This is a genomic window from Enterococcus devriesei (genome assembly GCF_001885905.1).
Lineage (GTDB): Bacteria > Bacillota > Bacilli > Lactobacillales > Enterococcaceae > Enterococcus_A > Enterococcus_A devriesei.
Window position 1 is genome coordinate 1 of sequence record NZ_JXKM01000052.1, and the last position, 557, is coordinate 557.

The window sequence follows — 557 nt, forward strand, 5'->3', positions numbered from 1 at the left end:
ATTGTTCATTGCTTAACCCCCATTCCGCGAAGGCTTGTAGGACTTGGAATTGTTGCTTTCCATCAGTCATCATTTCAGTGAATGCTTCTCCAACTTCAACTGGTACCTGATAATCAAGCAAATCTGAGAAAAGATCAAATATATTTGAATAATTTGGGTGATCATCCGATTTCAACCACTCCACCACGATCTGCTGGTTTTCGTTGAGCGGAGCTTTCGCTCTAAGTCTTGATCTATCAACGCTACCGTGAAAAATTGCGGCTTGTTTGAAATTTTCAAAAGGAATTTCTACAATATATTCTCCCATCACTCACACCTACACTTTCTCGACTTCTAAGCTTTCTTTCTTTGCTAATAATCGGAAGTTTTTATAGAAATAGCTTAGCGATTCATCCTCGATAGAACGGTCTGTCATATCCGTAAAAAGTTCATCTTTAATTCCATTTACTAAAAGGATTCCATCTTCGTCGATACATTCGACAAAATAAACTTTTGCCTCATGCTCCCCTTTTCGAATGACTAAATCTCCTTCTTTAACAACCCACTTCGGCTCTTCC

The 557-nt window shown here is 38.6% G+C and carries 2 pseudogenes; both read right to left on the reverse strand.

Annotated elements, in window-relative coordinates:
• Nucleotides 1-307 (reverse strand): annotated as a pseudogene (locus tag RV00_RS15980) (hypothetical protein); the annotation flags it as partial.
• Between the two features lie 9 nt (nucleotides 308-316).
• Nucleotides 317-557 (reverse strand): annotated as a pseudogene (locus RV00_RS15985) (hypothetical protein); the annotation flags it as partial.